The sequence below is a fragment of the Bradyrhizobium sp. MOS002 genome (assembly GCF_003020115.1).
GTDB lineage: Bacteria > Pseudomonadota > Alphaproteobacteria > Rhizobiales > Xanthobacteraceae > Bradyrhizobium.
Genome location: NZ_PYFX01000004.1, coordinates 656,558 through 681,769, shown reverse-complemented (window position 1 = coordinate 681,769; position 25,212 = coordinate 656,558). Strand labels below are relative to the sequence as shown.

Genomic DNA, 25,212 nt, shown 5'->3' with positions numbered 1-25,212 from the left:
CGCGGCATGGATTTGCCGCGTGATCGAAAACCGTGCGTGCAAAGGAAAGAGATGTTGACGCAATTCAGCATTCGCCTCTCCCCCGAGCACCAGAAAACAGGGGACCAGACAATGCGTCCAACGTGCCGGGCAAAGAGCTATCGTCAAAGTCTGCCAGAGTTGGCGCAGTAGCATCAGGTGGAATGCGCGTATCGGAGCTTCCACCATGCTGCGAGCGGATCTGGATCACTGCGAGTGGTTGCCGGATAATTTGAAGACCGGCGAGATGGTCTTCATTCCCGGCGGAACCTTTCGCATGGGCTCCGGCCATCATTATCCCGAGGAAGCGCCGAGCCATCGCGTCGCTGTCGACGGCTTCTGGATTGACCGCACGCCCGTGACTAACCGGCAGTTCAAGCGGTTCGTCAACGCAACCGGCCATGTCACCGAGGCGCAGGTCGTTCCCGATCCCAAGGACTATCCAGGCGCGCTGGCGGAGATGCTCTACGCGGGATCGCTGGTGTTCTCCCCGCTGCCGCGCATCACCGATCTCACCGACTGGAGCCAGTGGTGGACTTTCCTGCGCGGCGCCAACTGGCGCCATCCCTATGGTCCCGGCAGCAATATCAAGGACCTGGACGACCATCCCGTCGTTCACGTCTCCTTTAGCGATGCGGCAGCGTATGCCCACTGGGCCGGCAAGGACTTGCCGACGGAGGCGGAGTGGGAGTTCGCGGCGCGTGGCGGCCTCGAGGCGGAGGAATACGCCTGGGGCGATGCGCTGATGCCGGGCGGTAAGCACATGGCCAATGTCTGGCAGGGCAACTTCCCCGTCCAGAATCTCGGCGAGGATGGGTACGAGCGTACCTCGCCGGTCATGGCCTTCCCGCCGAACGGCTACGGCCTCAACGACATGATCGGCAATGTCTGGGAGTGGACCTCAGACTGGTGGTCGTCAAAACACGTCGCCGACGCTGCAAAGCCCTGCTGCATCCCCAATAATCCTCGCGGCGGCGGTGAGCACACAAGTTACGACCCTCGCCTCCCCGACATCCAGATTCCGCGCAAGGTCCTCAAGGGCGGCTCGCACCTCTGCGCGCCGAACTATTGCCGCCGATATCGCCCGGCTGCGCGGCACGCCGAGCCGATCGATACCTCGACCAGCCATGTCGGGTTCCGCTGCGTGGTGCGAATGCCTTCCGTGACCGAACGCCAACAAGGACGTGCTGCAATCTAGCTAGTGCCGCTGGCGGATGCCGGCGTCAGGGGTGCGCTCCGCGCGTCGGACTATTTCGATACGCAGCTTTATCTATCGGCGATCGGACAGACGTCTTCAGCATTTTTGGACAAGGTAGCCCGTTTACAGGCAAGAGCCTGCCCCATTTCCCCGGTAAGAGTCGCCTCATCGCTTTCGCGACGCGCGCGCCGTTGACCCTCAAACGCTCGCGCCGGCAACGTGCCGAGGAGACAGGCCATGAAGATCGTCGTGATCGGCGGGACTGGATTGATCGGATCCAAGCTCGTAGCGAAGCTCAAGCAGCAAGGCCACGACGCGGTCGCGGCCTCGCCGAAATCAGGCGTGAACGCCGTGACCGGGGAAGGCCTCGCAGCAGTGCTGGCGGGCGCGGATGTCGTCGTCGACGTTGCCAACGCGCCGTCCTGGGAGCCTGCCGCCGTGCTCGAATTCTTCGAGCGTTCGAGCAAAAACCTCGCCGCGACTGAGGCTGCCGCCGCCGTGAAGCATCATGTGGCGCTTTCGATCGTCGGGACCGAGCGCTCGCCCGACATCGCCTATTTTCGTGCCAAGCTGGCGCAGGAGACCATCGTCAAGGCATCTCCGGTCCCCTACTCGATCGTCCGCGCCACCCAGTTCTTCGAATTCCTCAGCGCCATCGGCGATATGGGGGCAGCCGACGGCCGGATCGTCGTTCCCTCCGCATTGTTTCAGCCGATCGCAGCCGACGACGTGGCCGATCGCCTCGCAGAGGTCGCGATGGGCCAGCCGCTCAACGGCACGATCGATATCGCAGGACCTGAGAAGGCGCCCTTCAATGAATTCATCGCACGGCGCCTGAAGGCGTCCGGCGACACCCGATTGGTGGTGGGAGACCCAAAGGCGACGTACTACGGCGCGCCCATCGACGACACATCGCTGAACCCGCTCGGCGAGGCGCGGCTTGGCAAAACGCCGCTCGCAACCTGGCTTGCGAGACTTTGAGGAAACTCCCATGCGCAGATTGCTGATCGCAACCGCTGTCTATGCCGCATCATTCCTGGCGGCGCATGCCGCCGAGACGGCGGCACCCACGGCCAAGGTAACGGTCGTGTTCGACCAGGCGCTGCCCAATCTCCTGGGCAAGAGCATGAAGGGCGTGCTGGTCGAATATGGTCCCGGAGGGTCCTCACCGGCCCACATCCACGCACCCTCGGCTTTCATCTACGCCACTGTCCTGGAAGGCGCGATCCGCAGCCAGGTCAATGACGGTCCCGCCAAGGTCTTTCACAAAGGAGAAAACTTCTCCGAAAAGCCCGGCGACCGTCATGCCGTCAGCGCCAATGCCAGCGACACCGAGCCCGCGAAGCTGCTTGCCGTGTTCGTCGTGGATACAGCCGACAAGGAACTGACGATGCCCCTGCCGAAGTAGTGCCGGATCAAGTGAGGTGACGCGCCGCCATCTCTGCCGCGAGCAGCACCGCGGCGCGGCTGGCGCCGATTGACGCAATTCCCTGGCCTGCGATGTCGTAGGCGGTGCCGTGCGCTGGCGTGCAGATCGGGAACGGAAAGCCGCCGAGCAACGTCACGCCGCGATCAAAGCCCATCAGCTTCATCGCGATCTGGCCCTGGTCGTGATACATGGTCAGCACCGCATCGAAGGCGCCGCCCTTGGCGCGCAGGAACACCGTGTCGGCCGGGAACGGCCCCGCGACGGCGATATCCTCGCTCTGGCCGGCCGCGACCACGGGGGCGATGACATCGATCTCCTCACGGCCGAAATTGCCGCCGTCGCCGGCATGCGGATTGAGACCGGCGACCGCGATGCGCGGCCGGGCGAAGCCGGCATTGCGCATGCAGGCATCCGTCAGCTTGAGCGCGCGATGGATGCGTTCTCCGGACAGTCGAGCGGCGACGTCCTTGAGCGGGATGTGGGACGTCACGCGGGCGTTCCAGAGCCGGTCCAGCACGTTGAACTCGCTCGCGGGGGTTTTGAGCCCGACCACTTCCGCGGAGAACGCGATCTCGTCGTCATACTCCGCGCGCGCGAGCCGCATCGCCTGCTTGTTGAACGGGGTGAAGCAGACGGCATCGACCCGGCCGTCGCGGCCGAGTTCGAGCGCGTGCTTATAGTTGGCAAGCGCGAACCTGCCGCCGGCAAGGCTCGCGATCCCCTGCTGAATGTCGCCGGGATCGAGGTGGCCGAGATCGACGAACAGCGTCTCGCCCTTCGCCGCGCGCAAGTCCGCCCCCTGCTCCACTGTTGTCAGCTCCGGCTTGACGCCGGCAACGCGCGCGCCCGCGTCGAAGATGCGGCGGTCACCGATCACGACGATCCGGCTGCGGGCGCGGATGTCGTCATGCACCACGAGCTTGGCGGTCAATTCCGGGCTGATGCCGGCGGGATCTCCCATTGCCAATGCAATGAGCGGCTGTGCGGTCATATGATCACCTTCTCTCGAGCTGCCTCTTGGGCCGTTGTCTCGGTCGCAGCGGATGCGGGTTTGCGCCAGAGACGCGGCAGCTGCAGCACGAGCGGAAGCAGCAACAGCGCGATGCCGGCCACGATCAGGCACGTCACCAGCTTGTTGGCGAAGAATATCCCGAGCGATCCCTTGGACATCAGCATCGACTGCCGGAACGCGTCCTCGGCCTTGTCGCCGATGACGATCGCGAGCACGAGCGGCGCCAGCGGATAGAAGAGCTTCTTGAAGAGATAGCCGACGATCCCGAAGCCGAGCATCATGACGACGTCGAGATAGGAGTTCGACACCGAATAGGCGCCGACGACGCAGATGATCACGATCAGCGGCGCGATGATCACGAAGGGAATCCGCATCAGGGCGGCGAAGACCGGGACGGTCAGCAGCACCAGGACGACGGCAACGATATTGCCGACATACATCGACGCAATCAGACCCCAGACGAAGTCCTTCTGGTCGACGAACAGCATCGGCCCGGGATTGAGACCCCAGATCATCAGCCCGCCCATCATGACGGCCGCAGTGGCCGAGCCGGGAATGCCGAGCGAGAGCATGGGCAGAAGTGCGCTGGTGCCGGCGGCATGATCGGCCGTCTCCGGCGAGATGATGCCTTCGACCTCCCCGGTGCCGAAGTATCGGCCGCGGCGCGAGAAGCGTCGGGCGATGCCGTAGCTCATGAAGGATGCCGCCGTCGGGCCGCCCGGCGTGATTCCCATCCAGCATCCGATGGCAGCGCTGCGCAGCAGCGCCACGCTATGCCGCGGCAGGCGGCCGATCGCGCGAAACACCTCGCGCCACTCGATCTTCGACGAGACCGCGCGGGCATGAAACTCCTCTTCGACGGCCACGAGCAGCTCGCCGATGCCGAACAGACCCATCACCGCGACGACAAAGTTGACGCCCTTGACCAGTTCGTCGACGCCCATCGTCAGGCGGACGCTGCCGGAGACGGTGTCGATGCCGATGGCGGCAATGGCGAAACCGATCGCCAGCGCGACGACTGTCTTGATCGGGGCCGCCCCGCCCATGCCGACGAAGCTGGCGAAGGCCAGGAAATAGACCGCGAAATATTCCGCCGGCCCGAAGGCGAGTGCGACCTGCGCCACCCATGATGCGAGGAAGGTGATCAGGATAACGCCGATCAGCGCGCCGAATGCCGCCGAGCCGAAGGCGGTGGCGAGCGCCGTCGTCGGCCGTCCATCGCGCGCCATCGGATAACCGTCGAAGGTGGTGGCGACAGACGACGGCTCGCCCGGGATGTTGAACAGGATCGAGGTCACGGATCCCCCGAACAACGCGCCCCAATACATGCTGGAGAGCAGGATGATGGCAGAGACCGGCTGCATGCCGAAGGTCAGCGGCAGCAGCAGCGACACCCCGTTCGGAGCACCCAGCCCGGGCAACACGCCGACGAGAATGCCGAGCAGCACGCCGATCACCATCAGCGCCAGATGCGGCAGCGTGATCGCGATGCTGAAGCCGTGAAGGAGTTCGCCAAGATTGTCCATCGGCCTCTCCGTCAGAAGCCGAACGCCGCGGCGAGTGCGCCGTGCGGCAAGCTCACCTGGAACATGCGCTCGAACACGACGTAGAGCGCAAGCGCTGTCGCCGCCGCCATGGTCAGCGCACGTGGCACGGATTGTTGTCTGGGGATCGCCAGTACCGCGAATATGTACAGGGCTGAGGCGACGTACATCCCAGCCAACGGGATCGCAGCCACGAAAATCGCGGCCGGCACGAACAGGCCGGCAAGCCGGCGCAGCTCGATCGATGTGATGGCAATTGGGACGCTGGCGAGCGTCGCGGCCGGCATGACACCTCGCACCAGGTTGTAGAGGCTCCCGAGCACGATGATGATCCCGGTCAGAAACGGAAACGTCCCGGCGTCCACGCCCGCGCTCGACCAGCCGATACCGTTATCGAGGCTGGAAACGACGACGACCACACCAAAGCTGCCGGTGAGGATTGCAGTCGCAAGTTCGAGAGCGCGGCGCGATATCATTGAGGGCCCCGCTCAGTCGGCGGGCGACGGCTGGTCGTGCATAACGCGCGTGCTCTTCCCGCCGTGAAGCGTCGTCCCGGCGAAGGCCGGGACCCATGACCCCAGGGAGGAGTTTGACGAAGGCTCAAATCCACGTCGGTACAACGACCAAGCCTTCTCGATAGATCACGCGGTATGGGTCCCGGCCTTCGCCGGGACGACGGGGGAGTTTGTGGCACGAACGCCGAGATGTAGCTGGAAGGCCTGCCCACGTGGTCACCACCCATGCAAGAATCCCGTCCTACTTGACCAACCAGCCCTGCTCGCCTGCGACTTGCTTGACCCGCTCGAGGTCCTCCTTGATGAACTTGTCGAACTCGTCCCCGGTCAAGAACGTGTCGATTTGAGAGCTCTTCTCGATGTAGTCCTTCCACTCCGGTGTCGCCTGCACCTTCTTCATCAGGTCGACATAGAACGCGGCCTGGTCCGGAGTGACCTTGCCGGGGAGCCACACTGTCCGCGGCTGCTCATACTGCTTGATGTCGAGACCCTGCTCGACGCAGGTCGGAACGTCGCCCCAGCCTTCGGTCGCGGTGACTTTGGCGCCCTGCGGCAGCCGCTTGGGGCTGAAAACGCAAAGCGGCCGTTGCGTTCCACCACGCCATTGCCCGAGACTTTCGCTGGGATTGTTGACGTGGGAGTCGAGGTGTCCGCCGGCGAGTTGCACGGCCGTCTCGGCGCCGCTCTTGAAAGGGATGTAGGTCAGCTTGATGTGACCGGACTTCTCGATCATGCGGGTCAGGACCTCATCGGTGTCCTTTGACTGCGCGCCGCCCATCTTGAATTCGCCCGCCGCGGCCGCCTTCAGATAGTCGCCCGCCGTCTTGTAGGGCGCGTCCTGCTTGACCCAGAGCAGGAACTCGTCCTGCGCCATCGCCGCGATCGCAGTGAGATCGGTGTAGTTGAAAGCGACCTTGGAGACGAGCGGCTGCTGCCAGGCATTCGACGTGCCGAAGATCACCTTGTAGGGATCGCCGGCGGACGCCTTGCCGTAGACATAGCCTTCCGCTCCGCTGCCGCCGCCCTTGTTGACGACGACGATCGGCTGCTCCACCAGCTTGTGCTTGGTGATGATGTTCTGCACGGCGCGCGCGAGATTGTCAGTGCCGCCGCCGGGCCCGGCGGTCGCAACGAACTCGATCGGCTTTTGGGGTTGCCAGGCCGAGAGCGCCGGCATCGTGCCGGCGAGCACGGTTGCGGCCGCGGAGAGCAAAAGTGTTGACGTCCGACCCATGATTTCCTCCAGCTGATTTTTGTCTTTTCTTGTCGTTTTCGACGTCCGGTCAGGCGACGCGTTCCTCGCGTCTTCCCGATGCCAGCACGATTGCGCCTTCTTTTTCGAGCGCTTCGATCTGCTTCTGGTCGAACCCGTGCTCGACCAGCACCTCGCTTGTATGCTCACCGTAGACCGGCGCGCCCGTGCGCACTTTGCCTGGGGTCTCCGAAAACTTGACCGGCAAGCCGATCGTCTTCACGGGACCGAGCGTGGAATGCTCGACCTCGACGACCATCTCCCGCGCCAGCGTCTGCGGATCGCTGAGCGCCTCCAGCATGTCGTGCACGGGTCCGCACGGCACGCCCTTCTCGTCCAGCGCAGCGAGCCAGTGCGCGCGGGTCCGGGTGCGGAAGCGCTCACTCAACACCGCTTCGAGCTCCTTCAGATTGGCCATGCGGTCGGCGCCGTTGATGAAACGCGGATCGGAGGCGAGTTCGCTCGCACCGAGGGCGTCCAGCATCAACAGCCAGTGCTTCTTGTTGGCGCCGCCGACCACCAGCCAGCCGTCCGAGGCCTCGAACGCCTGATATGGCGCGTTGAGCGGATGGGCCGAGCCCATCGCGCGCGGTGCAGTGCCCGCGGCCAGCGCGATGGTCGACTGCCAATAGGTCTGCACCAGCGCGGCCTCATAGAGCGAGGTCTCGACCCACTGCCCTTCGCCGGTCTTGAGACGGTGCGTATAGGCCGCGAGGATGCCCATGCTCGCCAGCAGGCCGGCGGTGATGTCGGAGAGCGGCGGGCCGCATTTCACGGGCGGACCATCGGGACGTTCGCCGGTAAAGCTCATAATGCCGCTCATGGCCTGGGCGACCAGATCGAAGCCGCGGCGGTGCTTGTAGGGTCCGGTGCGGCCGAAGCCCGACAGCGAGCAATAGATCAACGTTGGATGCTGCTTGTGCAGGTCTTCGTAGCCGAAGCCGAGGCGCTCCATGGCGCCCGGCGCAAAGTTCTCGACCAGCACGTCGGCGCCCGCGATCAGCCGCCGCAACACCTGCTTGCCGCCATCGGTCTTCAGATCCAGCACGATGCCGCGCTTGTTGCGGTTCATCATCAGGAAGGAGGCCGCCTCGTCGCCGATCTTCGGCGGCACCGAATGGCGGGTGTCGTCACCGTTCGGCGATTTCTCGATCTTGATGACGTCGGCGCCCATGTCTGCCAGCATCAAGGTGCAGGTCGGCCCTGCCATGACATGGGTGAGATCGATGACCTTGAGGCCGGCAAGCGGCCCCGAACGGCCGGAGGTTGATTCCGAGCGATCGCTTTGCATCGGGGCGTCCTATTGGCCGCGCCATTGCGGCGCGCGCTTGGTGAGGAAAGCATCGAGCCCTTCGCGAAAATCCTGGCTCGTGTAGCACATCCGGATGAGGTCTTCGCCCTCGTCCGGCGTCAGTCGCCTTTGCAGGCGCGCCACGGCCTGCTTGGTCGCGTTCAGCGTCAGCGGCGCGTGGCTGGCCAAGAGCCGGGCAACCTCGTCCGCGCGCCTGTCGAGCGCGGCGAGATCCTCGACGACCTCGCCGAGCAGCCCGACACTGGCGGCCTCCGTCGCGTCGACGAGGCGCGCGGTGAAGATCAGATCCTTGACGCGGGCAGCGCCGATCAGCGCGGTGAGACGACTGACATTGGACATCGACAGGCAATTGCCGAGGGTGCGGGCAATGGGAAAGCCGATTTTCGCGCTTTGGGTGCCGATGCGGAGGTCACAAGCCGCGGCGATGCCCGCGCCGCCGCCGGTGCAGAACCCGTTGATCGCCGCGATCGTCGGCACGCGGCACTGCTCGAGCGTGGTCAGCACCCGATCGATGCGGTTCTCGTAGTCGATCGCGTCCTGGGGCGACTTGAAATCGCGGAACTGATTGATGTCGGTGCCCGCGGCAAACGCCTTGTCGCCGGCCCCGCGCAGCACCAGCACCTTGATCGCGTGATCGGCGTTGACCCCCTCGCAGATCGCGGCAAGCCGCTCATACATCGCGAAGGTGAAGGCGTTGCGGGCTTGCGGGCGGTTGAAGGTGATCCGCCCGACATCGTCCTGGCGCTCGAAAACGAGGTCTTCCGCCCCCACCTGCTGGTCCATTTCCTCATGTCCTTCTGCTTTTTTACATTTTTGAATGCAAAAGCTTCGATTTACAAGGTGGAACTTGCAATCTTTCGAATATATCTTCATTTTTGAATGCAAAAGGACTTTAGACCTATGCTTCATGAGGACGTCGTCGGCCGGATCCGGGCCATCCTGCTCGACGGCGAGATCCCGCCAGGCGCGCGGATTCCCGAGCGCGAGCTGTGCGAGCGGCTCCAGATATCGCGCACGCCGCTACGCGAGGCGCTCAAGGTGCTCGCCGCCGAAGGGCTGGTGCAGCTCCTGCCGCATCGTGGCTCGCGTGCGGCAAAACTGACCGACAAGGACATGCGCGACCTGTTCGAGGTCTGCCAGGGCCTCGAGGCGCTCGCCGGCGAACTCGCCTGCGAGCGCATCACGGACGCCGAGATCGACGCGATCGCCGCCGCGCACGGGGACATGGTGCGGCATTATCGCGATGGCGATCTCATTCAGTACTATCGCGGCAACCGCGCCATCCACGAAGCCATCGTCACCGCGGCCGGAAACCCGGTGCTCGCGGGGCTTTATACGTCCGTGACCGCGCGCATCCGCCGCGCGCGTTACGTCACGCCGATGACGCCCGAGCGCTGGGCGGTCGCCGTGAAGGAGCACGATGCGATCCTGAACGCACTGCAGAGGCGCGACGGCGTCGGCCTCGCCCACATCCTGCGTGCGCATCTGCGCCACAAGCGCGAAGAGGTTTTGCAGGCGGGCTTTGCCGAAACGGAAGGAAGCGAGCTCGCGCCGAGATTTGCGTGAGACGGCGTTCGCGACGTAGAAAAAATCTTGCGGTCCCGCAGTATCGCGCGACCAGCAGACACAATCGCGACACAATCATTGACTGCATTCGGCGGCACTGGTCGGATCGTGCTGACGCGAGGCTCGTCGGCAACGGATGTCTTTTGTCGTGCGCCGGAATTGCGCATCCAACTTCAACGAGCCGCGATCATCGCCAAATCAATTCCGCTTGCTCGCTTGTCCGAACCGGCGCAGCATTCGAGTGTCGGCGCAGGCCGAATGTAACGCGCAAACAATTGCGCAAAACAAAAGACAAAAGCAGAGGAAACGCATGACAATCGATGTCTCACGTCGGTCCTTGTTGACCCTCGGGGCTGGCCTTGGTGCCAGCGCAATGCTTGGCAGCAGCGCGATGGCGCGCGCTCCCAAGCTCGGCACCCAGACGCCCTACTGGCACCGCTTCGTTCTCGGCGACGCCGAAGTCACCGTCGTCTCCGATGGACCGCTTCCGCTCGGCGATCCCTCGGGCACCTTCACCGGTGTCTCCAAGGAAGAGGTGAAGAAGATGCTCGTCGACAATTTCCTGTCGCCGGACAATGTCGTGCTCGAGCAGAACTCGCCGATCGTCAACACCGGCGACAAGCTCATCCTGTTCGATACCGGCATGGGCTCATCCAAGATGTTCGGCGCCACCACCGGCCGGCAGCAGAAGAGCATGACCGAGGCAGGCATCAAGCCCGGGGACATCGACGCCGTGGTCTGCTCGCATGCCCATATCGACCACATCGGCGGCATCGTGGACGACGGCGGCAAGCCGCTGTTTCCGAACGCGCAGATCTACATCTCACAGACCGATTTTGACTTCTGGACCGACGAAGGCAAGCTCGGCAGCGACGCCAAGGATTTCGTCGTCCACGCGCGCAAGAACCTGCTGCCGGTCCGCGACCGCATCGTGTTCTTCAAGGACGGCCAGGAATTCCTGCCCGGCGTGCAGGCGATCGCGGCGCCCGGTCATACCGTCGGCCACACCATCTTCATGGTCTCGTCGGCCGGCAAGTCCTTTGCCTTCCTTGGCGACCTCTCGCACCATCCCGTCCTGCTGCTGGAACGGCCACGGATGGAATTCTCCTACGACACGGACCCGAAGCAGGCGGCCGAGTCGCGCGTAAAACTGCTGACCATGCTCGCGGCGAACAAGGTCCCGGTGATGTCCTATCACTTCGCTTGGCCCGGCTATGGTCACGTTGCCAAGGCCGGTGAGGGATTCCATTACTATCCCGAACCGATGCAGATGACGTTGTAGATCCATTGATCAGGTCCGGGTGGCGCACGCGCCGCCCGGGCCGCGCCCTAGCACCCGAGCTTGTCAGCGATCCCGCCAAAATCCTTGGCGACGATGTCCCAATTGCCGGTGGCCTCGAAATCGACTTTCTGCAACGGACCGTATTCGGTCGGCCTTGCCACGAAGGCGGTCTTCAGCCCGTTCTTCTGCGCGGCGGCGAGATCGCCGTTGTGGGCGGCGACCATCATCACCTCTTCCGGCTTGAGGCACAGCAGCCGCGCGGCACCGAGATAGGTTTCCGGATCGGGCTTGTAGTGCTCGAACAGCTCGGCCGACATGATGAGGTCCCAGGGAAGCCCTGCGAACTTCGCCATGTTGGTCAGCAGCGCGACATTGCCGTTCGACAGCGGCGAGATCACGAATTTCGTCTTCAGCCGCGTCAGGCCCGCGACGCTGTCCGGCCACGGGTGCAGGCGGTGCCAACCCTTGGTGAGGTGATCGAGATCGGCTTCGGTCAGGCCTGGAATCGAAAATTGCGCGACCAGCTTCTCCAGCGAGCGGCGATGCAGATCATCTAACATGACATAGCCCCGCTCTGGATGTTTGCGCACGTCATCCATCGAGGCCATGTACATGCCGCGCCAGCCGTCGACCAAGGCGGTCCAGTCGGCGCTGATGCCGCGGCCCCTCGCCCACCACATGAAATCCGTGATCAGGCTGGTGCGCCAGTCGACGACGGTGCCGAACACGTCGAAGACCAGGGCTTTGACGACGGAGAGGTCTGATGTTGTAGTCATGCTTCGCTTCGCGGATTTCCCGCGCCCCGGGTGGCTTTGTCTCAGATGAAGGGCTTTAAAGCATGATCTTTTCCATGCAACAATAGCGGTAGTCCGGCGCACCAAACACGCGCAAGACGAACAAAGTGACGGGCCTCAACCAGTCGGGGTGCAGCGTATGTCATGACCAACCCTGTTGCATTTGTCTTGTTAGAGAACGCCGGCCTTCCAGAAAAGAAGGTCCTGATGGAGACGCTACGCCGCCGTCATCCAGGCTTGGATTGGGAGATCAGCACAGCCGCAGCAGATGCGGAAGCCGATGATCTGCTCCTGATCCGCGTCGGCGATCATCTGGCGGGAGTCCTTTTGATGCGCGCGCCAACGCCGATCAATCAATCGGCGTGGCAACTGGCCTCCTCGGGATGGCCGGAGGCATTGCAGGCGCTGGGGAAGCACCGTGCGCACTTGGTCGTCTCGATGACGGGCTCTGCTGCGAAGGGGGCGGAAACCGCGAAGCCCAGTGTGATAGAAAGCACCCGCATCGTCACTGCCGTGCCCGCGTTGCCGGCCTTTCATCCTACCTGATCGCAAACGGCATTGAGGCCGGGCCCAAGAGCGGTGCCGTGTTCGAGGCCGACTCCGAGGTCGATCATCACGTTGCGGTGCTCCATCGCAATTCGCGCTTTCGGATCGGGCCGGTCATTCACTCTTTTCTCTTCAAGACCGGGCTGGAAGGGTCAAGACCTACCAGATCATTCCGTCATCTCTCGCCCGAAATCACCCGCTTCTGATCATGCTGGGCAAGGTCGGGCTTTTCGATCCGACGAAGTCGGAAAATCTCATAGAGCTGCGGCCAGATCACTACGTTTCGGAAACTCGCCTCGAGAGCCTCGATGGCGGCGTGTCGCAGGAGCTGTCCAAAATGCTCGCGACCGACGCCTATGCCGAGGCGGACACGAATGCGCGCCGCGCGCTCGCGAGCGGAGACATTGCGTCAGCGAGGTCTTTTTTGCAGCCTTGGGCTGAGGAAGTTGGCCGGCTTCAAGAAGCGCTCCAACTCGCTCTGACCTTGTGCGACGCGTTCATGTTCATGCCGGCCGCACCGCGCAGGCCTTAGCGGACAAGCGATGGATCACGTCCGTCCTGGTGCCATACGCAGCGATGTCCGGCTGAACTGGCCGAACGATCGCGCGCGGACGATCGCGAACTTAATCCAAGTGGAACTTCGCCAGTTCGCGGTGCTCGGCCTTGATGTATCGCACGGTGCCGGTGACGGAACGCATCACCACCGTTTCGGTCTCGATGACGCCGTCCTTGCGGAATTTGACGCCTGACAGCAGCGAGCCCGTGGTGACGCCGGTGGCGGCGAACAGGCAGTCGCCGCGCGCCATGTCCTCGATGCCGTAGATCATCTTGGGATCGTTGACGCCCATCTTGGCAGCGCGCTCCCGCTTCTCGTCGGAGTCGAGGATGAGACGGCACTGCATCTGGCCGCCGATGCAGCGCAGCGCCACGGCCGCGAGCACGCCTTCGGGCGCGCCGCCGGTGCCGAGATACATATCGACGCCGGTGTTATCAGGGTCGGCGCAGTGGATCACGCCGGCGACGTCGCCGTCGGTGATCAGGCGCACGGCGGCGCCGGTCGAGCGCACGCTCTCGATGATGCTGGCATGGCGCGGGCGGTCGAGCACGAGAACGGTGATGCCGTCGGGCTTGACGCCCTTGGCCTTGGCGAGGCGGCGGACGTTTTCGGCCGGCGTCGCATCGAGTTCGACGACGCCCTTGTCATAGCCGGGACCGATCGCGAGCTTCTGCATGTAGACGTCGGGGGCGTGCAACAGCGTGCCGCCGTCGGCCATCGCCATGGTGGCGATCGAGCCCGGCATGTTCTTGGCGCACAGCGTGGTGCCTTCGAGCGGGTCGACGGCGATGTCGACCTGCGGGCCGGCGTTCATGCCGACCTTCTCGCCGATGAAGAGCATCGGCGCCTCGTCGCGCTCGCCCTCGCCGATGACGATGGTGCCCTCGATCGGGAGCTTGTTGAGCTCGCGCCGCATCGCGTCCACCGCGGCCTGGTCGGCCGCCTTCTCGTTGCCGTGCCCGCGCAGACGCGCCGAAGACACCGCCGCCCGCTCCGTCACACGCACGATCTCCAGCGTGAGAATGCGCTCGAGCAACGCTTGCGGCGGGACTGAAATATGGGTCGACATCGGCTCACTCCTTCGAAACAGTTTTGGACGGACATCTCCGCCGCATCAACTCGTAACACCCACAGTTCGTTCGAACCGTGTCAGTTCTTCTCGATCCTGATGACCTGCGGCCGTCCGCTGATCACCTTGTCCTTCTGCACGGCCGCGAGCGCGCGGCGCACGGCGTCCTCGTGCGTGGCATAGGTGATGAGGATGACGGGCACCGGGACCGCCTTGCCGTCTGCCGGCGCAGCGCCGCCATTGGGATGGCGCTGCACGATCGACTCGATCGAAATCTTCTGCTCCGCGAGCCGCGTTGCGATCGCAGCCGCGGTGCCCGGGAAATCGCGTGCCAGAAGGCGGATGTAGTAGCCGCCCTCGTGGCGCTCCATCGGCGCCTTCTTGGTATCGCGCAGCTGCGAAATCGGCCGGCCGAACGGATTGGCGCGGATGCCGCGCGCGACGTCGGCGATGTCGGCGACGACGGCGGATGCGGTCGCCGCGCCGCCGGCACCGGGGCCGACCAGCGTGATCGGCGGGATGCCCTCGCCATCGATCGTGACCGCATTGGTGACACCCATCACCTGAGCGATCGACGAGGATTTCGGAACCATGGTCGGATGCACGCGCTGCTCGATGCCCTTGGCGGTGCGAACCGCGACGCCGAGCAGCTTGAGCCGGTAACCGAGATCGTCAGCGGCGCGGAGATCTTCCGGCGCGATGGAGGAGATGCCTTCGACATAGACCGCGCTTTGAGCAACTTTCGTGCCGAAAGCGAGGCTGGCGAGAATGGCGAGCTTCTGCGCGGTGTCGTGGCCGTCGACGTCGAATGACGGATTGGCCTCGGCATAGCCGAGCCGTTGCGCGTCCTTCAGGCATTCGGCGAAGGACAGGCCCTCCTGCTCCATCCGGGTCAGGATGTAATTGCAGGTGCCGTTGAGGATGCCGTAGACCCGGTTGATGCCGGTTCCGGCAAGACCTTCGCGCAACGTTTTGATGACAGGGATCGCTGCGCCGACGGCTGCCTCGAAATTCAGCGCGCCGCCATGCTTTTCGGCGGCCTTTGCCAGCTTGAGGCCGTGCTTTGCCAGCAACGCCTTGTTGGCGGTGACGACGGATTTGCCGGCGTTCAGCGCGGCCTCGACCGCCGACAGCGCAGGATCGCCGGAGCCACCCATCAGCTCGACGAAGCAGTCGATGCCGGGATGCGTGGCAAGGGCAAGCGGATCCTTGACCCATTCGATGCCGCGCAGATCGACGCCGCGCTTCTTCGCCTTCGAGCGCGCGGTGACGGCGACGACACGGATGCCGCGGCCGCTGCGGCCGGCAAGCACGCGCGCCTGCGTTTCAATCAGACGGACTACTTCGGCGCCCACGGTGCCGAGCCCCGCTATGCCCACTTTCAGGGGTGCAACCATGATGCCTTGGAAAACCTGCGGAAGAGAACTTAACGCCGAGTGGCGAGCGGAACGACGTTGTGCAACGTTTCGATGCCGCTTTCAAGGAAGCGGCGCACGCCGCGCGCGGCCTGCCTGATCCGTTGCTCGTTTTCCACCATGGCGATGCGGACATATCCTTCACCATGCTCGCCAAAGCCGACGCCGGGCGAGACCGCGACACCGGATTTCTCCACCATCAGGGTCGCGAACTGCATGCTGCCGACGCTGCGGAAGGCTTCCGGCAGCGGCACCCAGGCGAACATCGACGCTTCCGGCGGCGGGATCTCCCAGCCGGCACGGCCGAACGATTCCACCAGCGCGTCGCGCCGCTTGCGGTAGGTGTCGCGCATCTCCTTGATGCAATCGTCCGGTCCGTTCAGCGCGGCGGTCGCGGCGACCTGGATCGGCGTGAACGCACCGTAGTCGAGATAGGATTTGACGCGGCCGAGTGCCGCAATCACGCGCTCGTTGCCGACCGCGAAGCCCATGCGCCAGCCAGCCATCGAATAGGTCTTCGACATCGAGGTGAACTCGACGGCGACGTCCATCGCGCCCGGTACCTGCAGCACCGAGGGCGGCGGGTTGTTCTCGTCGAAATAGACCTCGGCATAAGCGAGATCGGACAGGATCAGGATCTCGTGCTTCTTCGCGAATGCAACCAGGTCCTTGTAGAAGTCGAGGCTCGCGACATAGGCGGTCGGGTTCGAAGGATAGCAGACGACGAGCGCCAGCGGCTTCGGGATCGAATGCACGATCGCCCGCTCGACCGCCTCGAAGAATTGCGGCGTCGGCTCCGAGGGCACCGAGCGGATCACGCCGCCCGCCATCAGGAAGCCGAAGGCGTGAATCGGGTAGCTCGGATTCGGACAAAGGATGACGTCGCCGGGCGCGGTGATCGCCTGCGCCACGTTGGCAAAGCCCTCCTTGGAGCCGAGCGTCGCCACCACCTGGGTGTCGGGATTGAGCTTCACGCCGAAACGGCGGGCGTAGTAGCCGGCCTGGGCCCGGCGCAGTCCGGGGATGCCGCGGGAGGCCGAGTAGCGGTCGGTGCGCGGCTTGCCCAGCGTCTCCTTCAGCTTTTCCAGCACATGCGCTGGCGCCGGCAGGTCCGGATTGCCCATGCCGAGGTCGATGATGTCGGCGCCGGCATTCCGCGCGGCTGCCTTGGCCCGGTTGACCTGTTCGAACACGTAAGGCGGAAGGCGGCGGATGCGGTAAAACTCTTCCATGGCTCTCTCGGCTCCGGGCAACCGGTCAGGACAGAATCGACAGGCCATAAACGGCCATGCGGAAAGGCGCCCACCTCCCTCGCGAAAATTACCCAAGATCAAACACTTAGAGCAATTATCGACGACGGTGACTGAAGTCGTTCGCCCTGACTCTCGGCTGAACTGAGGTCTTTTAGCACGGCGAGGCGGACGCGCCAGCGATTACCTTGCGGCGCCCTATTTCGCGTCCTTGGTGGCAACCGCCTGGCGGTCGCGCGCGGCAGCAAGCTCGGCCTCGATCTTGGCGCGTTGATCCGGCGGCATGACCACCTGACCGCGATCCGGCGGCAGATCGTGCACCGGCAGATAGCTACCGGCCTCCCTGGGATGCGCTTGCGCATCGGAAGGCGTCATATCCGCAAGCTGGCTCGAGCAGCCGCCCAGGGCGAGCGCCGCCATCAGCAGCACGCCACAGATCCGTCGCGACTTTTGCAGGTCCCTCAACGCCAACACCAGGGAAATCCCCACCTCGTCCCAAAGCACGGCCCCGGGCAACATTACCCAAGTCCACGCCCAAGCTCAAACCATTGCTGCCCAAATGGTGCGAGCGAGAAAACAACCCCGGGACCACCAAGCCGAGCGGTGCGGCTCGATTGTGACGGAACCAAGAAAATTTATCGCACTGCAACACATCTTCGAGAGTGTTTAACGCCAAACATGCGAGCTTCGCGGTGACGAATACGGAATGAATCGTTACTGTTCTGCTCATGAGTATGGCCACCACCGATACGCCCAAACCTGAGATGAAGTTTGATGCGGAAGCCTTCGCGATAAATGTCGCGCGGGCGATGGAAAGCGGCGGCAAGGCGCTCGCCGCGTACCTGAAGCCGCGCGAGAGCGGCGAGGTGCAGGATCGTCCGCCGGCGGAGCTTACCGAGGTCGTCAAGACCTTCACCGCCGTCGCCGAATACTGGCTGTCGGATACGTCCCGGTCCTCCGCACTCCAGACCAAGCTCGCCAAGGACTATCTCGACCTCTGGGGCTCGGCGGCGCGCCGCATGGCCGGTCAGGACGCCCCGCCCGCGATCGCGCCCTCGCCGCGCGACAAGCGCTTTGCCGATCCGGAATGGAAGTCGAACCAGTTCTTCGATTTCCTGATGCAGCTCTATCTGCTCACGACCAAATTTGCGCAGGAGCTTGTGCGCGACGCCGAAGGGCTCGATCCGCTGACCCGCCGCAAGGCCGAGTTCTACGTCCAGCAGCTCACCAACGCGATCTCGCCCTCCAACTTCGTGCTGACCAATCCGGAAGTGCTGCGCGCGACGGTGGCGAGCAGTGGCGAAAATCTCGCGCGCGGGCTGAAGATGCTGGCCGAGGACATCGCCGCCGGCAAGGGCACGCTGAAGATCCGTCAGTCCAATCCGGACAATCTCGTCGTCGGCGTGAACATGGCGACGACGCCGGGCAAGGTGATCTACCAGAATGAGATGATGCAGCTGATCCAGTATGCGCCGGCGACGGAGAACGTGCTGCGCACGCCGCTCCTGATCATCCCGCCCTGGATCAACAAGTTCTACATCCTCGATCTCAAGCCGGAGAAATCCTACATCAAGTGGTGCGTCGACCAGGGCATCACCGTGTTCGTGATCTCATGGGTCAATCCCGACAAGCGGTTAGGTGCCAAGAGCTGGGAAGACTACATGAAGGAAGGCCCGCTCACGGCGATGGACGTGATCGAGAAGGTCACCGGCGAGATGAAGGTGCACACCGCCGGCTATTGCGTCGGCGGCACCATGCTCGCGACCACGCTGGCCTGGCTCGCCGAGAAGCGCCGCCAGCGCGTGGCGTCCGCGACGTTCTTTGCGGCACAGGTCGACTTCACCCATGCCGGTGATCTGCTCGTGTTCGTCGACGAGGACCAGATCGCATCCCTCGAGCAGGACATGAAGGCGGCGGGCGTGCTCGAAGGCTCGAAGATGGCAATGGCCTTCAACATGCTGCGCTCCAACGATTTGATCTGGTCCTATGTCGTCAGCAATTACCTCAAGGGCCAGCAGCCGAGCGCGTTCGACCTGCTGCACTGGAATTCGGACGCGACGCGCATGACCGCGTCGAACCATTCGTACTATCTGCGCAATTGCTACCTTGAGAACCGGCTCTCGACCGGCACGCTGGTGCTGGACAACACCTTGCTCGATCTCTCCAAGATCATGGTGCCGATCTACAATCTCGCAACCCGCGAGGACCATATCGCACCGGCGGAATCGGTGCTGTACGGCTCCCAGTTCTTCGGCGGCCCGGTGAAATACGTGCTGTCCGGCTCGGGCCACATCGCCGGCGTGGTCAATCCGCCCGCCTCGAACAAATACCAGTACTGGACCAACGACAACGCGAAGTCCGCTAACGTCACCGAGTGGATGAAGGGCGCGGTCGAGCACAAGGGCTCGTGGTGGCCGGACTGGCGGCAATGGCTGGGCGCACTCGATCCCGAGGAAGTCCCGGCCCGCACGGTCGGCAGCGAGGCGTTTCCCCCGATCGAGGACGCGCCCGGCAGCTATGTCAGGGTTCGCGCATAGCAGAATCTTCCGCGCTTTCGTATAAGCTCCACGCCTGCAGCAGAAATTGATGAGGGGACCGGGTTATGACGCGTGAATTGTTCTGGCTGACACTGACGGTGGTCCTGACCGGAATCCTCTGGATTCCCTACACCATCAACCGCTGCCAGATTCGCGGTCTCGGTGGCGCGATGGCCAATCCCTCGCGCACCGACAAGCCGCAGTCGGAATGGGCGAACCGCCTGATGTTCGCGCATGACAACGCCGTCGAGAACCTCGTGCTGTTCGCGCCGCTGGTGCTGATCCTGAACGCGATCGACTACTCCTCGAAATGGACGGTGCTTGCTTGTGCCGTCTATTTCTGGTCGCGCGTCGCGCATCTGATCGTCTATGCGCTCGGGATCCCGGTGTTCCGCACGGTGGCCTTCACCGTCGGCTTCATCGCGCAGGCCGTGCTCGCCGTCGCGATCTTCAAGGTGGTTTGATCGGATCTCCGATGGCTTAGCGCCGGCAACAAAGGGGGGGAAATCCTCGAAGCCCTGCCGCGGCCGCCGGTGTTGCCAAAGGATGACAGTGCGACAAAAACAGGGATGCGATCCCTGGGCTGACACGAAGGATCCCCCATCCACAGGTATATTTGGCCATCGCATTGATGATTCGGGGCAAACATGAATTTGAAGATTGCATCCGCGCTCGCCGGCCTCTCGCTCGCAGCCGTCGCGACCCAGGCCAGTGCCGCAGATCTCGCCGCCCGTCCCTACACCAAGGCGCCGCCGATGATCGCGGCGATCTATGATTGGAGCGGCTTCTACATTGGCGCCAACGGCGGCTATGGCTCGTCACGCAATTGCTGGGACCAGACTGTTGGTTTCGCGCCCGGCGTTGCGGAAGGCTGCCATGACGCGACGGGCGCTGTCGCCGGCGGCCAGATCGGTTATCGCTGGCAGAGCAGCGCCTTCGTGTTCGGCCTCGAAGCGCAGGGCGACTGGGCCGATCTCTCGGGCCGGAACGCCAGCACCGTGGCCGGCGTCGCGAACCGCACCCGCGTCGATGCTTTCGGCCTGTTCACCGGCCAGGTCGGCTACGTCTGGAATAGCGCACTGCTTTACTTGAAGGGCGGCGCCGCCGTCACCCGCGATCGCTACCGCGGTATCGGAACGGGTGGTCTGGCCGGAGCCGAGTTCGATCGTGCCGACGACACCCGCTGGGGCGGCACGGTCGGCATCGGCATCGAATACGGCTTCGCCCCGAACTGGTCGGTCGGCCTCGAATACGACCATCTGTTCATGGGCCGTCACGACGTCACGCTCACCTCCAACGGCGCGCTGACGCCGGTCGGCACGTTCTCACGCACCGACCGCATCGGCCAGGACGTCGATTTGATCACCGCCCGCATCAACTACAAATTCGGCGGCCCGATCATCGCGAAGTACTGAAAAAGCGCCCCTCGCAGTCGTCATGCCCGGGCTGGTCGCGCATGCGCGGCCGAAGCCGCTTCGGTGAGGCCGAGGCCCGGACATAGACGTTCTCCCTCGACCCCGGCGGTGGCCTTCACCGTCGGCTTCATCGCGCAGGCCGTGATGGCCGTCGCGATCTTCAAGGTGGTTTGAGATCAGGCCTTGTCGTTTTAGATCAGGCCTTGCGAACGACGAGATGGAGCATGTTCGCCGGCGTCTCGTCAAAGCTCTGGATCACGTTCCTGTCCGAGGACAGCGTGATCCATGGACCTGCGCTGGCGTAGGTCGCCTCGAGCCATTCTGGCGACGCATAATTGTAATAGCGCCCGAGACTGTCCCGGCCGTCGCCCTCGCCCATCTTGTAGCTGGCGTAGAACACGCCTGACGGCCTGAGCGCGCGATGAATTCGCGACAGGATGCCGGCGAGTTCGTCGCGCGGCACGTGCAGGAGACAGGCACTGGCCCAGACGCCGTCATAGGCCTCGTGCGCGTCGAGCTGGTCGAACCGCATCGCCTCGACGGCATGACCGAGCCGCTGCGACGCAATTTCGGCCATTTCAGGCGAGCCGTCAGTGGCGCGCACCTCGAAACCTTCGGCCAGCATCACCGCCGAATGATTGCCGGCGCCACAGCCGAGCTCGAGGATCGAGCCGCCGGACGGCAGCAGAGCGAGAAAGCCTCGCAGCCGCGTCGAGGGCGCCTTCGCCCAGTCCGCATAGGGCTTGGCGTTGCTCCGATAGAATTGCAGAGTCCCTTCGTCCACGGCGGCCACTCCGATCAGGGAAACAGCGCGATCTGCTCCAGTCCAGCGGTCTCGGGGAATCCGAACATCAGGTTCATGTTCTGGATCGCCTGACCGGCCGAGCCCTTCACCAGATTATCGAGCACCGAAATCACGATGGCGCGGTTCTTGATACGGTCGGCGATGACACCGATCTGGACATAGTTCGAGCCGCGAACGTTCTGAGTCTGCGGCAGCACGCCCTTCTTGACGACATGCACGAAGGGCTCGTTCGCGTAGGCTTTCTCGAGGGCGGCCCGCAAATCGTCCGGCGTCGCGCCGTTGAGCTTGACGTAGGACGTGCAGAGTTCGCCCCGCGACATCGGTATGAGATGCGGCGTGAAATTGACGGTCACGCTCGCGCCCGCCGCGACGCCGATCTCTTGTTCGATCTCCGGCGCATGCCGGTGCGTGCCGACCGAATACGGCGAAATCCCCTCGCCCGCCTCACTGAACAGCGTGTTCTGCTTAAGGCCGCGTCCGGCCCCGGTGACGCCTGACTTGGCGTCGATCACGATGTCATCGACGTCGATCAGTTTTGCTTTCGCCAGCGGCACCAGCGCCAACAACGCTGCCGTCGGATAGCAGCCGGGACAGGCGACCAGCCGCGCCGCGGTAATCTTCTCCCGATAGAATTCGGTCAGGCCGTAGACGGCTTCGCCCTGCAGCTCGAGCGCCTGATGTTCGTGGCCGTACCACTGCGCGTAGGTTTCCTTGTCGCGCAGCCGGAAATCGGCGGACATGTCGAGGACCTTGATCTTCGGGTTGGCCTTCAGCACGGCCGCGATGATCTGCTGCGTGGTGCCGTGCGGCAGCCCGCAGAACACCGCGTCGAGCTTGGTCCAGTCGACCTTTTCCCATTCCACGAGTTGGGGCAAATCCAGCATGAAGAAATGCGGAAACACCTCGCTCATGGCCTTGCCGGCGTGTGTGTTGGCGGTGAGTGCCGTGATTTCCGCATTCGGATGCCGCGCCAGCAGACGCACCGCATCGGCCCCGGTGTAACCGGAGGCGCCGAGAATGCCGATTTTCTTCGAACTAATCACACGTTTCCTTTCAGGCGTCGCAGGATCGTCTTGCCGGAGCAGAAAGTTGCGGCGTCGCTTCGTCCACCGGACTGGTCTCGCGGGCAACGTGCGATCGGCTACTCTTCGGCAAGACCCAGCATCAGCCGCATGTTCTGCACGGCCGCACCGGATGCGCCCTTGCCGAGATTGTCGAGCCGGGCGACCAGCACCGCCTGGTGGTATTGGTCGCTGGCGAAGACGTAGAGCTCGAGCATGTTGGTCTCGTTGAGCGCTTCCGGCTCGATCCGGCCGCCCCTGGCCGCCTCGTTCTGAAGCGGCATCGCCGAGACGTATTTCGAGCCGGCGTAACGCTTTGCCAGGGCGGCCTGGAGATCGGCGCCGCTGGGCTTGCCAGGCAGCGTGTCGAGCTGGAGCGGCACCGACACCAGCATGCCCTGCCGGTAGTTGCCGACCGACGGGATGAAGATCGGGCGCCGCGTCAGGTTCGAGTAGAGCTGCATCTCCGGCAGATGCTTGTGCTCGAAGCCGAGGCCGTAGAGTTCGAAGGACGGCGCGCTGCCGTCCTCGAAACTCGCGATCATCGACTTGCCGCCACCGGAATAGCCGCTCACCGCATTGACGGTGACGGGATAGTCCGCAGGCAGCAGGCCGGCATCGACGATCGGCCGCAGCAGCGCGATCGCGCCGGTCGGATAGCAGCCGGGATTGGAGACCTTCTTCGCAGCCTTGATCTTGCCAGCCTGGTCCGGCGTCAGTTCCGGAAAGCCATAGGCCCAGTCGGGTGCGACCCGGTACGCGGTCGAGGCGTCCAGCACCTTCGGGCCCGACGGCCCCATGCTGTCGATGAGCGCAACCGTTTCCCTCGCAGCATCGTCAGGCAGACAGAGGATGACGAGATCAACCTCCTCCATCAGCGCCTTCTTGGCCGCGGGATCCTTGCGCTTGTCGTCGGCAATCGTCTTCACGACCACGTCGTTCTGGAGCTTCAGCCGCTCGTTGATGCCGAGGCCGGTGGTGCCGGAGCCGCCGTCAACGAAGACGGTGGCGGGCTTTGTCGCAGCGCCCGTCTTCGAGGCATTTTTCGTGTCAACGAGGCTGGCTTCAGAAAAGGTCATGGCGCGCTCCTTTCGAGCATGTTGGTTTCGGATGCGAAGGCCTCCGGCCTCACGTCCTGCATCAGTTGCGCGATCTCCCTGGCGTCGGCACCGGCTTGCGCGCCAAGCGCGTTGGCGATCGCCGTATAGTCGGCGTCGGACTTGTGCTGGTTGAGCTTGAAGCTGCCTTCGACCTCTTCAACCGTCATGATCAGACCCACGATCCCCTTCTTCAGCGCCTCAAGCCGGCCCGCCGTCATTTTGCCTGAGGTCCACGGCTTCTTCGGCAATAGCCAGTTCTCGAACTTGTCGCTGAGCGTGTCGATCTGCACTGCCAGTTCACCGTCCGACAACAACCGCACCGGCCCGGTCAGGTGGACCGACTGGTACAGCCAGGTCGGCACCTGATCCGGCGAGACGTACCAGTCCGGGGAGACGTAGGCATCGGGGCCGTTGACCGCGAGCAGCCAGGAGGTCGTCCCGTCCGCAAACTTTAGCAGCGGATTGTGACGGGCGACGTGAAAGGCGACCTGCGGCGTGCCATCGGCGGCATAGGTCAAATAGAACGGCAGCGGCGAGGCGACCGGCTTGTGGCCGTCGAAGGCGCACATGGTGCCGAAGCCGCGCGTGTCGGCAAATTTCAGGCTCGCGGCGCGGTCCGGCTTGAAAAAGGGTGGCGTGTACATCGTTGTCTCCTGCTGGGCCTCCTTGGGGGCCGCCGGATCAGATCGCGCTGACAGGAGGGAGAATGCCGCGGATCGGATCCAGCGGCAAAGACGATGATCTCAAACGCGATCGACCGCCCAAACCGCTAAAGAGCGGCGGCGGCGACGGGCGAACAAAATGGTCGCGGCGTTGATCATGGCGCGGGGCTATAGGGCCAGTTGCGGTTCGCGTCAAGGTTCGGACGTCACACCACGCGCCAGATCCATTCCATGATCTTCGCGATCACGTCGCCGAACAGCAGGAGCGCCGCCGACCAGATCAGCGCCGAGACGAAATTGGCGGCCTGGAAGCTCCAATAGGGCATCTCGAAAATGCCGGCTGCAAGCGGCACGGAGGCACGCAAGGGGCCGAAGAAGCGGCCGATGAAGATGCTCGGCACGCCCCAGCTGCGCACGAAGGCCTCGCCCCTGGGCAGGAGTTCCGGATAGCGCGAGAGCGGCCACATCTGCGCGACCTTCTCCTTGTAGCGGTAGCCGAACCAGTAGGAGACCCAGTCGCCCAGCGCCGCGCCGATGCCACCGGCGATCCAGACCGGATAGAAGCTGATGCCACTCGCGCCAATCAGCGCGCCGATAGCGACCAACGCGCCCCAAGCCGGGATCAGCAGCGAGATGAAGGCAAGCGACTCCCCGAAGGCGAGCATGAATACGATGGGAGCTGCCCACGTCTGGTGAGCGCGCACGAAATCAGCGAGCCCGTGCGCAAACTGCTCCATTCAACAATAGCCTTTCCGTCCTGCCCGAAGGTGCTGCTCGATGAAAAGGACTGGTAAGCCAAGGACTTGTGTGACATCAAGTCACAAAGTCCGGTCCAGACCGGACCGAGACGTCAAATTGCCGGGAATTGATGGGG

At 63.8% G+C, this 25,212-nt stretch carries 27 protein-coding genes; 11 read left to right on the top strand and 16 right to left on the bottom strand.

The window, feature by feature from the left end; genetic code table 11:
* Positions 1–205: 205 nt before the first annotated feature.
* The 3 genes from C7G41_RS16205 (at position 206) to C7G41_RS16195 (ending at position 2,624) form a co-directional block, all read left to right on the top strand.
* On the top strand, positions 206–1,216 hold the full coding sequence (locus C7G41_RS16205) for a formylglycine-generating enzyme family protein (protein WP_106943481.1): 1,011 nt from the start codon (positions 206–208) through the stop codon (positions 1,214–1,216).
* 237 nt (positions 1,217–1,453) lie between these two features.
* Positions 1,454–2,197: an SDR family oxidoreductase gene (locus tag C7G41_RS16200; protein WP_106943480.1), complete on the top strand. Its 744-nt coding sequence runs from the start codon at positions 1,454–1,456 to the stop codon at positions 2,195–2,197.
* 10 nt (positions 2,198–2,207) lie between these two features.
* Complete coding sequence (locus C7G41_RS16195) at positions 2,208–2,624, top strand: cupin domain-containing protein (protein WP_106943479.1); 417 nt, start codon at positions 2,208–2,210, stop codon at positions 2,622–2,624.
* A gap of 7 nt (positions 2,625–2,631) precedes the next feature.
* Here the strand turns inward: C7G41_RS16195 and C7G41_RS16190 are convergent, their stop codons facing one another.
* The 6 genes from C7G41_RS16190 to C7G41_RS16165 form a co-directional block, all read right to left on the bottom strand.
* Positions 2,632–3,636 (bottom strand): 4-hydroxythreonine-4-phosphate dehydrogenase PdxA, encoded by a 1,005-nt coding sequence (locus C7G41_RS16190; protein WP_106943478.1) that lies wholly within the window; start codon positions 3,634–3,636, stop codon positions 2,632–2,634.
* The gene (locus C7G41_RS16185; RefSeq protein ID WP_106943477.1) at positions 3,633–5,183 is read right to left on the bottom strand and encodes a tripartite tricarboxylate transporter permease; all 1,551 of its coding nucleotides are present in this window, start codon (positions 5,181–5,183) and stop codon (positions 3,633–3,635) included. The genes C7G41_RS16190 and C7G41_RS16185 overlap by 4 nt, the downstream gene beginning before the upstream one ends.
* Positions 5,184–5,194: 11 nt before the next feature.
* Positions 5,195–5,677 (bottom strand): tripartite tricarboxylate transporter TctB family protein, encoded by a 483-nt coding sequence (locus C7G41_RS16180; RefSeq protein WP_106943476.1) that lies wholly within the window; start codon positions 5,675–5,677, stop codon positions 5,195–5,197.
* A 280-nt stretch (positions 5,678–5,957) separates the two neighbouring features.
* Positions 5,958–6,950, bottom strand: coding sequence for a tripartite tricarboxylate transporter substrate binding protein (locus tag C7G41_RS16175; protein WP_106943475.1), 993 nt, complete (start codon positions 6,948–6,950; stop codon positions 5,958–5,960).
* A 49-nt stretch (positions 6,951–6,999) separates the two neighbouring features.
* Positions 7,000–8,259, bottom strand: coding sequence for a CaiB/BaiF CoA-transferase family protein (locus C7G41_RS16170; protein ID WP_106943474.1), 1,260 nt, complete (start codon positions 8,257–8,259; stop codon positions 7,000–7,002).
* 9 nt (positions 8,260–8,268) lie between these two features.
* Positions 8,269–9,063 (bottom strand): enoyl-CoA hydratase/isomerase family protein, encoded by a 795-nt coding sequence (locus C7G41_RS16165; RefSeq protein ID WP_106943473.1) that lies wholly within the window; start codon positions 9,061–9,063, stop codon positions 8,269–8,271.
* Between the two features lie 117 nt (positions 9,064–9,180).
* Here C7G41_RS16165 and C7G41_RS16160 point away from each other — a divergent pair, with 117 nt between their 5' ends.
* Together C7G41_RS16160 and C7G41_RS16155 are read left to right on the top strand one after the other, a co-directional pair.
* Positions 9,181–9,846, top strand: coding sequence for a GntR family transcriptional regulator (locus tag C7G41_RS16160; protein WP_199198401.1), 666 nt, complete (start codon positions 9,181–9,183; stop codon positions 9,844–9,846).
* A gap of 310 nt (positions 9,847–10,156) precedes the next feature.
* Positions 10,157–11,128: an MBL fold metallo-hydrolase gene (locus tag C7G41_RS16155; RefSeq protein WP_106943471.1), complete on the top strand. Its 972-nt coding sequence runs from the start codon at positions 10,157–10,159 to the stop codon at positions 11,126–11,128.
* 47 nt (positions 11,129–11,175) lie between these two features.
* Here the strand turns inward: C7G41_RS16155 and C7G41_RS16150 are convergent, their stop codons facing one another.
* Positions 11,176–11,904, bottom strand: coding sequence for a haloacid dehalogenase type II (locus C7G41_RS16150; RefSeq protein ID WP_106943470.1), 729 nt, complete (start codon positions 11,902–11,904; stop codon positions 11,176–11,178).
* Positions 11,905–12,066: 162 nt separating this feature from the next.
* Here C7G41_RS16150 and C7G41_RS38300 point away from each other — a divergent pair, with 162 nt between their 5' ends.
* The 3 genes from C7G41_RS38300 to C7G41_RS38290 are packed head-to-tail and all read left to right on the top strand — an operon-like array spanning position 12,067 to position 13,000.
* Positions 12,067–12,468, top strand: coding sequence for a hypothetical protein (locus tag C7G41_RS38300; RefSeq protein WP_245446552.1), 402 nt, complete (start codon positions 12,067–12,069; stop codon positions 12,466–12,468).
* A gap of 38 nt (positions 12,469–12,506) precedes the next feature.
* Positions 12,507–12,674, top strand: coding sequence for a hypothetical protein (locus C7G41_RS38295; RefSeq protein ID WP_245446551.1), 168 nt, complete (start codon positions 12,507–12,509; stop codon positions 12,672–12,674).
* A 2-nt stretch (positions 12,675–12,676) separates the two neighbouring features.
* Entirely contained in the window at positions 12,677–13,000 is a 324-nt protein-coding gene (locus C7G41_RS38290) for a hypothetical protein (protein ID WP_245446549.1), read from the top strand.
* Between the two features lie 91 nt (positions 13,001–13,091).
* Here C7G41_RS38290 and glpX read toward each other — a convergent pair whose 3' ends face one another.
* The 4 genes from glpX to C7G41_RS16125 form a co-directional block, all read right to left on the bottom strand.
* Complete coding sequence (glpX, locus tag C7G41_RS16140; protein ID WP_007609885.1) at positions 13,092–14,093, bottom strand: class II fructose-bisphosphatase; 1,002 nt, start codon at positions 14,091–14,093, stop codon at positions 13,092–13,094.
* Between the two features lie 80 nt (positions 14,094–14,173).
* On the bottom strand, positions 14,174–15,490 hold the full coding sequence (locus tag C7G41_RS16135; protein WP_106943469.1) for a homoserine dehydrogenase: 1,317 nt from the start codon (positions 15,488–15,490) through the stop codon (positions 14,174–14,176).
* A gap of 29 nt (positions 15,491–15,519) precedes the next feature.
* Entirely contained in the window at positions 15,520–16,740 is a 1,221-nt protein-coding gene (locus C7G41_RS16130; protein ID WP_027569882.1) for an LL-diaminopimelate aminotransferase, read from the bottom strand.
* Between the two features lie 216 nt (positions 16,741–16,956).
* Complete coding sequence (locus tag C7G41_RS16125) at positions 16,957–17,232, bottom strand: hypothetical protein (protein ID WP_106943685.1); 276 nt, start codon at positions 17,230–17,232, stop codon at positions 16,957–16,959.
* A 254-nt stretch (positions 17,233–17,486) separates the two neighbouring features.
* On the opposite strand from C7G41_RS16125, the gene C7G41_RS16120 reads away from it, so the two are divergent.
* The 3 genes from C7G41_RS16120 (at position 17,487) to C7G41_RS16110 (ending at position 20,710) form a co-directional block, all read left to right on the top strand.
* Positions 17,487–19,295, top strand: coding sequence for an alpha/beta hydrolase (locus tag C7G41_RS16120; RefSeq protein ID WP_199198400.1), 1,809 nt, complete (start codon positions 17,487–17,489; stop codon positions 19,293–19,295).
* Between the two features lie 65 nt (positions 19,296–19,360).
* Positions 19,361–19,759 (top strand): MAPEG family protein, encoded by a 399-nt coding sequence (locus tag C7G41_RS16115; protein WP_027517739.1) that lies wholly within the window; start codon positions 19,361–19,363, stop codon positions 19,757–19,759.
* Positions 19,760–19,942: 183 nt separating this feature from the next.
* Positions 19,943–20,710 (top strand): outer membrane protein, encoded by a 768-nt coding sequence (locus C7G41_RS16110; protein ID WP_106943467.1) that lies wholly within the window; start codon positions 19,943–19,945, stop codon positions 20,708–20,710.
* A 196-nt stretch (positions 20,711–20,906) separates the two neighbouring features.
* On the opposite strand, the gene C7G41_RS16105 is transcribed toward C7G41_RS16110, so the two are convergent.
* The 5 genes from C7G41_RS16105 to C7G41_RS16085 all read right to left on the bottom strand — a co-directional run bounded on the left by C7G41_RS16105 (position 20,907) and on the right by C7G41_RS16085 (position 25,075).
* A complete protein-coding gene (locus tag C7G41_RS16105; RefSeq protein ID WP_106943684.1) occupies positions 20,907–21,494 on the bottom strand; it encodes a bifunctional 2-polyprenyl-6-hydroxyphenol methylase/3-demethylubiquinol 3-O-methyltransferase UbiG in 588 nt (195 codons plus the stop codon).
* Positions 21,495–21,508: 14 nt separating this feature from the next.
* Positions 21,509–22,555, bottom strand: a complete 1,047-nt coding sequence (argC, locus tag C7G41_RS16100) for an N-acetyl-gamma-glutamyl-phosphate reductase (RefSeq protein ID WP_106943683.1) — start codon at positions 22,553–22,555, stop codon at positions 21,509–21,511.
* Between the two features lie 101 nt (positions 22,556–22,656).
* Positions 22,657–23,655 carry an N-acetyl-gamma-glutamyl-phosphate reductase gene (gene argC, locus C7G41_RS16095; RefSeq protein ID WP_106943466.1) on the bottom strand — a complete coding sequence of 333 codons (999 nt, stop codon included), beginning with the start codon at positions 23,653–23,655 and terminating at the stop codon, positions 22,657–22,659.
* Positions 23,652–24,320: an FMN-binding negative transcriptional regulator gene (locus C7G41_RS16090; protein ID WP_106943465.1), complete on the bottom strand. Its 669-nt coding sequence runs from the start codon at positions 24,318–24,320 to the stop codon at positions 23,652–23,654. The genes argC (C7G41_RS16095) and C7G41_RS16090 overlap by 4 nt, the downstream gene beginning before the upstream one ends.
* Positions 24,321–24,544: 224 nt before the next feature.
* Entirely contained in the window at positions 24,545–25,075 is a 531-nt protein-coding gene (locus C7G41_RS16085) for a DedA family protein (protein ID WP_007609868.1), read from the bottom strand.
* Positions 25,076–25,212 lie beyond the last annotated feature (137 nt).